Origin of the sequence: Flavobacterium sp., from assembly GCF_043778725.1 — a bacterium.
Taxonomy (GTDB): Bacteria; Bacteroidota; Bacteroidia; order Flavobacteriales; family Flavobacteriaceae; genus Flavobacterium.
The window spans coordinates 1-8043 of sequence record NZ_JAYWFT010000162.1 but is presented as its reverse complement, the minus strand read 5'-3'; the positions used below and the strand labels follow the sequence as shown (position 1 = coordinate 8043).

Genomic DNA, 8043 nt, shown 5'->3' with positions numbered 1-8043 from the left:
GGCATTGAACAGTGCCTAACTCTTGCATACTCTAAGGAGGAGAATGCAATTGTAGAACGATTCAATAAAGAAATCAATAGACACTTACGTGCGTTGACATTTGAGAAGCAGATATCTTTAGTCTATCAGAATGATTAGAATTCAGAATTCACTACACGAAAGGCAAAGATTTTCTCTAATCTCAAATATTGTGAGGTATTTGATTTAGATTTCATGTCAATTACTTTTCCATGTTTCAATTGTAGTTTAGCTTTAATTTTCTCAAAGTTGTCTGCCGAAATATTCGGAGAAAAACTACTTGATAAATTTAGTATAGCTTTTTCAATTGAAATTATTTCACTTTTCATAGCCGGACTAGCATCTGCTAATTCGCTAATTTCTTTAGTTTCACTTTCGTTAAGTAATCCATAAACGTAAAGTTCTAAATTTCCAGATTCTATAGTTTCCTGTGTCGTCATTATACTTGTAAATAAGTTCTTAAATCATTGATGCAATTTCTATTTTGTGTTTTGACAGTGCCAAGCGGAATTTCAAGTTCATCTGATGCTTCTTGTTGTGTATATCCTTGAAAAAATAATAATTCAATTAGTTGTATACACTTTGGTTTTAATTTCTTCACGAATTCTTGAATTCCAATAGTATCGATCCTATTGACTAACTTGTTACTGTCATCCAACAGATGTACGAAATTATCAGATGAAAGGTTTTTTTGGCTGTTGTTAAATCCTTTAGAACGCAATTTATCAATAGCGGTGTTTCGGGCAATATTTAGCATCCAAGTGTAAAGTCTGCCTTTAGTTGAATTGTAAGATTCAATGTTTTTCCAGATTTTTACAAATACTTCTTGAAGTACATCTTCAGCTTCTTCAGTTTCTTTTACCAAATTAGAAATTACAGAAAATAGACTTTTCGAATACATATCATACATAATAGTAAACGCTCTGTCGTCTTTTTGTAAAATTAACGGAATGAGTTGTTCTTGTGTCATAAGCTTTTTTTTTCAAAAATAATTAAAAATTGTTTAGAGTAAAATTAATTTACGTAGTTTTTAAGACCTTGGTTTGGTTAAAAAACCACATTTAACATTTGTTTATGTAATGATGCACAAACTATTCTTGATTTTATTTCGTAATTTAGTACATTAAATTATATAAACATGAAAACTAAACTTATTGCACTGGCGGCTATTTTTTCTCTTTTTAGCTGTAAAAATGAAGCCCAAACTGCTGCCAAACCAGACTTAATTGCAAAAACAGAAACAATGAACAAAGAAAACATTTACCAATTTAAAGTTAAAGATTTAAGCGGAAACGATTTTGATTTTGCTACTCTTAAAGGAAAGAAAATTTTAGTGGTTAATACTGCTTCCAAATGTGGATTGACACCTCAATACAAAGATTTAGAAGCAATTTACGAAAAGTATAAGGATAAGAATTTTGTAATAATTGGTTTTCCTGCCAACAATTTTGCATCGCAAGAACCAGGAACAGATAAAGAAATTGGTGAATTTTGCCAGCTTAATTATGGTGTTTCTTTCCCTATGATGAGTAAAGTTTCTGTAAAAGGTAGCGACATGTGTGAAGTCTATAAATTTTTAACTCAAAAATCTAAAAATGGCCTGCAAGACAGTGATGTAGAGTGGAATTTCCAAAAATATTTAATTAATGAAAATGGCGAATTAGAGAAAGTTATTGCACCAAGAGTGCTACCAACTGACGCTGCGGTTGTAGATTGGATAACAAAATAATTTTGAAAAAAAATAAAATTAAACTCATTGTTACTAACAGTGGGTTTTTTTTATGGGTTTCAAATTCTTAACTTCAAATAATTTTATTTACTTTTACACTCCAAACATCACTTCATTATGAGTCAAAAAATATTGCTCACAGCAAAAGAAGTCAATATCATTCTACATCGTTTGGCCTGTCAGTTAATTGAAAAACATCTTGATTTTTCGAGCACTGTTTTAATTGGATTACAACCAAGAGGAAAATTCCTTGCCCAACGCATTAAACAAATTCTTGAAGAAGAATATCAAGTAAAAAACATTCAACTTGGATTTTTAGACATCACTTTTTTTAGAGACGATTTTAGAAGAAGCGAAAAACCATTGGAAGCCAATAAAACCCAAATTGATTTTCTTGTAGAAGATAAAAAAGTAGTTTTTATTGATGATGTTTTATATACAGGAAGAAGTATTAATGCGGCATTAACTGCAATTCAATCTTTTGGACGACCAAGAGAAATAGAACTTTTAACTTTAATAGACAGACGATTTAGTCGTCATTTGCCCATTCAGCCCGATTATAGAGGTCGCCAAGTTGATGCTATAAATAACGAAAAAGTCAAAGTTTGCTGGCATGAAAATGATGGTGAAGATGCCGTATATCTTATTTAATATTGATGACTAACGATTTTTGATTTTTAAAGCTAAAAACAACAAACAACAAACAACAAACAACTAACAATAAAACAAAAATGGGTGAATTAAGCGTAAACCATTTATTAGGCATAAAATACCTTGTCAAGGAAGACATCGATTTGATATTTGAAACCGCAGATCATTTTAAAGAAGTCATCAATAGACCAATTAAAAAAGTACCATCACTTAGAGATATTACTATAGCAAACATCTTTTTTGAAAATAGTACACGAACCAAATTATCCTTTGAATTAGCACAAAAAAGACTTTCTGCAGATGTTATTAGTTTTTCTGCAGCACAATCGTCGGTAAAAAAAGGAGAAACACTTATTGATACAGTAAACAATATTTTATCAATGAAAGTAGATATGGTAGTAATGCGACATGCCAATCCTGGAGCAGCTTATTTTCTTTCACAAAATGTAAAAGCAAGTATAGTTAATGCAGGTGATGGTGCGCACGAACATCCAACACAAGCTTTATTAGATAGTTTTTCAATAAGAGAAAGACTAGGAGAAGTTGCCGGGAAAAAAGTAGTTATTGTTGGTGATGTATTGCACTCACGTGTGGCACTTTCTAATATTTATGCTTTGCAAATGCAAGGTGCCGAAGTTAAAGTATGTGGACCTAAAACATTAATTCCAAAGTATATAGAAAGTTTAGGTGTTCAAGTAGAATCTAATTTAAGAAAAGCGTTAGAATGGTGTGATGTTGCCAACATGCTTCGTGTGCAAAACGAACGAATGGATGTAAATTATTTTCCATCAACCAGAGAATATGCACAACAATATGGTGTTGACAAAGCTTTGCTTGACTCACTAAACAAAGAAATTATAATTATGCATCCCGGACCAATAAATAGAGGTGTAGAAATTACATCGGATGTAGCCGATTCTGGACAATCAGTAATTTTAGATCAAGTTGAAAACGGAGTAGCTATTAGAATGGCAGTTATTTATTTATTAGCATCCAAAATTAAGCAGTAAATAACAGAAACATCATTCTCACAATCGTATAAATAATTTGTATCAAAATGAAAGTAGAACAAAAAGGACATACCACAACAATTAAAGATACTCAAGGCGATATTCAATCGTTTCTTGAAAAAGTAACTAATCAACACAACAGTTATAAATCACAAAACTTAATCCTTGATGTATCTTATGATACTAATGCAACTTTAAAGGATATTAAATTATTTGCAGATTTGTCAAAAAATCATAAAAAAGGAAAAAAATCATTTATAGTAGTTGCTTCTGCTATAGATTTTAATGCAGTTCCTACAAAGTTACTTGTTGTGCCAACACTTCAAGAAGCAAACGATATTATTGATATGGAAGAAATAGAACGCGATTTAGGATTTTAATATACCAACATGAAAATAAACAATAAAACAATATTTTATATATACGTAGTTGCACTATTTATATTAACTTTTCTATTTGCAAGTAGGTTATTCACTAGTCTTAAAACACAAGAATTTGACTATATTAAATTATCAGTAAATATGGTACTCTTAATATACATCATTATTAAAGTAGTTAAACTTGCAAAAATTGAAAACGATAAAACAGAATAACACTTTATGATCAATATTAAATTAGCCTATTTACTTTTAAGTGCCTCACTTATTCTTTTGGTTCTAAACCTTATTAACGGTATTAATGAGAAAAATTTTAATTATTTTGGTGTGAGTTCCAATCTGCTATTAATAATATCTATGGGTTTAACAATTTATAATAATAAAAAAGATAAAAGTTGAAATTAACCATCTTAGGTTGTTATGCCGCAACTCCTCGCACATTGTCCAATCCAACATCGCAAGTATTAGAAATAAAAAATAAAGTATTTCTAATAGATTGTGCCGAAGGAACACAAGTACAACTTCGCAAAAGCAAAGTAAAGTTTTCTAAGATAAGTCACATTTTTATTTCGCATCTTCATGGCGATCATTTTTACGGGTTGATAGGATTAATTTCAACCTTTATGCTGCTCAATCGCGAAAACGATCTGCACGTTTATGGTCCCAAAGGAATTAAAGAAATAATCTTATTACAATTAAAATTTTCGGGTTCCTACACAGGCTATAATTTGTATTTTCATGAACTAGAAGCAACCCAATCAGAAATAATTTATGAAGACGAAAAAGTACGAGTAAAAACCATTCCATTAAAGCATCGCATTTACACCAACGGATTTTTATTTGAAGAAAAAAATACCGAACGTAAACTCAATATCGAAGCAGTAGAAAATTTCAATATCGATAAAGTATATTTTAACAAAATTAAATCTGGTGGCGACATTACACTCGATAACGGAACCATAATTCCCAATGCTCAATTAAGTTTCAATCCAGAACCAGCTAAAAGCTATGCCTATTGCAGCGATACTATGTACAACGAAAATATTATTCCCATAATTGAAAATGCCAATTATCTTTATCACGAAAGCACTTTTCTAGAAAGCGAAGCACATCTTTCAGAGCGAACCATGCATTCTACAGCCAAGCAAGCAGCCACAATAGCACTAAAAGCAAATGTGCAAAACCTTATCCTTGGTCATTATTCAACGCGCTATGGCAACCTACAATTGTTTAAAGAAGAAGCCCAAACCATATTTTCCAACGTGCTTCTTGCCGATGACGGAAAAGAATTTGAAATAGAGTAGGAGCGAATGGTCAGTCTTTTATCTGCAATCCATATTCCTGCTTTCCATTACAATAAAAAATGTCCCAAAACAACTGGGACATTTTTTATTTTCATTGCAATCAGGGCTAAACAGCATTTCATTTTTACATTTATATTCAATTAAAAAATAAAAACTCAGTAACTTTACAATTCATAAATTATGAAAAACAAAAGACCATGAAAGATTTATCCAATTACAGAAAATCATACCAAAAGAGCGAACTCTTAGAATCAAATATCCCAGAAGATCCCATCAATCTATTCAATAAATGGTTTTACGAAACCGAAGATTTTGGAGGTCAAGACGAAGTAAATGCCATGACAGTTTCTACAATAGGATTGGATGGATTTCCTAAAGCAAGAGTAGTTTTATTAAAACAATTCAACGAAGAAGGATTCATTTTCTACACCAACTACACTTCCGAAAAAGGAAAAGCAATAGCCAACAATCCACATGTTTGTCTTTCCTTTTTCTGGTCAACCCTAGAGCGACAAGTAATAATAAAAGGAATAGCCGAGAAAACTTTAGATACAGTTTCCGATAATTATTTCAGCTCACGGCCAGACGGAAGCAAGCTAGGAGCAATAGCATCGCCACAAAGCGAAGTAATACCCAACAGAGAATTCTTAGAAAATAATTTAAAACAATTAGAAGAAGAATTTAAAGACAAAGAAATTTCAAGACCATTAAATTGGGGCGGATATTTAGTTAGACCTCAAGAAGTCGAATTTTGGCAAGGAAGACCTAACCGACTTCATGATAGAATACGTTATCAACTTCAAGATGACTTTAACTGGAAAATAGAAAGATTGTCCTCTTAAATGTAAGAAAATAACTCCACAAAAAATAAAAAAGATGTATTTCATCGATTTTATTTGTTAGTTTATCGGTATAGTAGTAGTATTGTATAAGAAATCAGAAACACGTTCTTACAATATAACATAACCCGAAGATATTTGCCCCACATCTACCTTCAACTAGTTTATAATTAAAAGATTTTTGCCCCACATCTATCTTTAAAACTTAACCTACTACTATGAAAACAAAATTACTAAAATTGTTAGTACCAATGGTCTTGGTATTCACTATGGTCTCTTGTTCAACAAATTCTAAAGAAGAAGATGTTATTGATCAACAACTTGTAACTAATTATGACTATTCTACAGATGAAGCTAAATTAGGTCAGATAATTAACGAATATAGAGTTAGTCATGGACTAAATTCTTTACAAATGGTTAATCATATTTCCTATAAATCTGAAGAACATAATGAATATATGATTGATAATAATGTTGTTAATCATGATTATTTTGAAGAAAGATCCAACAACATAATTCAAGTTTTAGGAGCTGTAAAAGTAGGAGAGAACATAGCCTATAATTTTTCAACACCGAACGCAGCTTTATATGCATGGCTAAACAGTCCAGGTCACAAAGCAAATTTAGATGGTGATTATACACATTTTGGTGTATCAATTACTGTAAATCCTTCAACAGGAAAAAAATATTACACTAATATGTTTATGAAAAAATAATTGATTTATAGTTTGTTTGATTTTGAATAAAAACCATCTGTTCCTGCAGATGGTTTTTTTATTCACTAAATTATCTTATCTATTTGAGTATTCTTCCATATCTAGATTTTTATCAAACGGACTTTTAGTAAAAGGATAAATCATTTGTTTAGCATATCCTTTTGGGAAATTAGCTTCCAATAATCCAGTATCTTTTGGCCACTCATTTTTTGGTAAATAGTACGTTCCAAACACTTTGTCTATAAAAGGAAAAATTGTAGCAAAGTTTTTACCATAATGCTTTGGGTCTTTACAATGATGCCAATGGTGGTATTGTGGTGTTGCAATAATATATTTTAGAAAACCAAAATTTATTCTAGTATTTGCATGAATCAGTACAGCATGAATTGCCATAAAAATAACATATACATTAAAAGTAATTGTAGAAAAACCTAATACATATAAAGGAATGAAAGCCATAGATCGAGTGACAAAAATATCTACAAAATGTGTTCTTGATCCTGCCAACCAATCCATGTTCTCTGTAGAATGGTGAACCGAATGAAATCTCCATAAAAAATGATGCGTATGAAAAAATCGGTGTGTCCAGTATTGAAATAAATCGGTTATAAAAAAAGCAAATACTAACTCAATAGGAAAAGGTAAACTTTGTACCAATTGATGAACATCCGAAAGTCCCATCCATCCAAAAAAAACTTTTGCTGGTTGTTGTGTTATTGTGCCAAAAAATTGTATCAATAAATGACTTATTGTAAAATACATTAAATCTGTTCTCCATTCTTCATGAAAAGTACTTTGATTTTTTCTTTTAGGAAAAACCATCTCTATTGGAATAAAAATTACTGCCATTAAGAATAAATCTAGCAACAACCAATCTAGTCCTAAATGCCAACCAGTTTTATCTACCATTCTTGGATCTACATCAAATCCGCCTAAAATTATTGTTGTTGCAATTAGTAAAATACCTAGTAGTGACCATTTTTTATTTTTGCTAGCAATGAAACTTATTATTGCAAAAAACATTGCTGCTAGTATAGAACCAGTCAACAACATTTTCATTGATTCTCCTGTGTAAACGTCTCTAAAAGCAGGTGTAGTTAACCATTCAGGATATTTAAAACAAATTACGCCTAACAAAGCTGAAACTCCTAAGAATACAGAAACATAGCCACTTATTTTACCTTCTCCAAATTTTACATTTTCCTTAATTTCCATGATTTATTTTTAAGTCTACGAATATATAAAAGATCACATTATAATTCTCTCTTTTTGCTGTTATATTAAGACTAGCAATATTTAATTATAAAAAAAAGAAACACCCAACTAAGTTGAGTGTTTCCAAGGGTTTAAACAATTGTATATTAAGGTAATCTACAATTTCGTAATAATAAATTCACTT

General features: G+C 30.7%; 10 protein-coding genes. 7 read left to right on the top strand and 3 right to left on the bottom strand.

Annotation, left to right across the window (positions count from 1 at the left end; all coding sequences use genetic code 11):
* Positions 1–134 precede the first annotated feature (134 nt).
* Positions 135–458 carry a hypothetical protein gene (locus tag ACH2CG_RS14940; RefSeq protein ID WP_395066612.1) on the bottom strand — a complete coding sequence of 108 codons (324 nt, stop codon included), beginning with the start codon at positions 456–458 and terminating at the stop codon, positions 135–137.
* Positions 458–988: an RNA polymerase sigma factor gene (locus ACH2CG_RS14935; RefSeq protein ID WP_395066610.1), complete on the bottom strand. Its 531-nt coding sequence runs from the start codon at positions 986–988 to the stop codon at positions 458–460. Before ACH2CG_RS14935 ends, ACH2CG_RS14940 begins: the two co-directional genes overlap by 1 nt.
* 168 nt (positions 989–1156) lie before the next feature.
* Here ACH2CG_RS14935 and ACH2CG_RS14930 point away from each other — a divergent pair, with 168 nt between their 5' ends.
* The 7 genes from ACH2CG_RS14930 (at position 1157) to ACH2CG_RS14900 (ending at position 6644) form a co-directional block, all read left to right on the top strand.
* Positions 1157–1747, top strand: coding sequence for a glutathione peroxidase (locus tag ACH2CG_RS14930; protein WP_395066608.1), 591 nt, complete (start codon positions 1157–1159; stop codon positions 1745–1747).
* Between the two features lie 117 nt (positions 1748–1864).
* Entirely contained in the window at positions 1865–2398 is a 534-nt protein-coding gene (pyrR, locus tag ACH2CG_RS14925; RefSeq protein WP_395066606.1) for a bifunctional pyr operon transcriptional regulator/uracil phosphoribosyltransferase PyrR, read from the top strand.
* A gap of 80 nt (positions 2399–2478) precedes the next feature.
* Entirely contained in the window at positions 2479–3408 is a 930-nt protein-coding gene (locus ACH2CG_RS14920; RefSeq protein ID WP_395066604.1) for an aspartate carbamoyltransferase catalytic subunit, read from the top strand.
* Between the two features lie 47 nt (positions 3409–3455).
* Positions 3456–3788, top strand: coding sequence for a ribonuclease Z (locus ACH2CG_RS14915; protein ID WP_395066603.1), 333 nt, complete (start codon positions 3456–3458; stop codon positions 3786–3788).
* Positions 3789–4180: 392 nt separating this feature from the next.
* A complete protein-coding gene (locus ACH2CG_RS14910) occupies positions 4181–5089 on the top strand; it encodes a ribonuclease Z (RefSeq protein ID WP_395066601.1) in 909 nt (302 codons plus the stop codon).
* Positions 5090–5286: 197 nt separating this feature from the next.
* A complete protein-coding gene (gene pdxH / locus ACH2CG_RS14905) occupies positions 5287–5931 on the top strand; it encodes a pyridoxamine 5'-phosphate oxidase (protein WP_395066599.1) in 645 nt (214 codons plus the stop codon).
* 215 nt (positions 5932–6146) lie between these two features.
* On the top strand, positions 6147–6644 hold the full coding sequence (locus ACH2CG_RS14900) for a CAP domain-containing protein (protein WP_395066597.1): 498 nt from the start codon (positions 6147–6149) through the stop codon (positions 6642–6644).
* A 75-nt stretch (positions 6645–6719) separates the two neighbouring features.
* Here the strand turns inward: ACH2CG_RS14900 and ACH2CG_RS14895 are convergent, their stop codons facing one another.
* Complete coding sequence (locus tag ACH2CG_RS14895; protein WP_395066595.1) at positions 6720–7859, bottom strand: sterol desaturase family protein; 1140 nt, start codon at positions 7857–7859, stop codon at positions 6720–6722.
* Between the last annotated feature and the right edge of the window lie 184 nt (positions 7860–8043).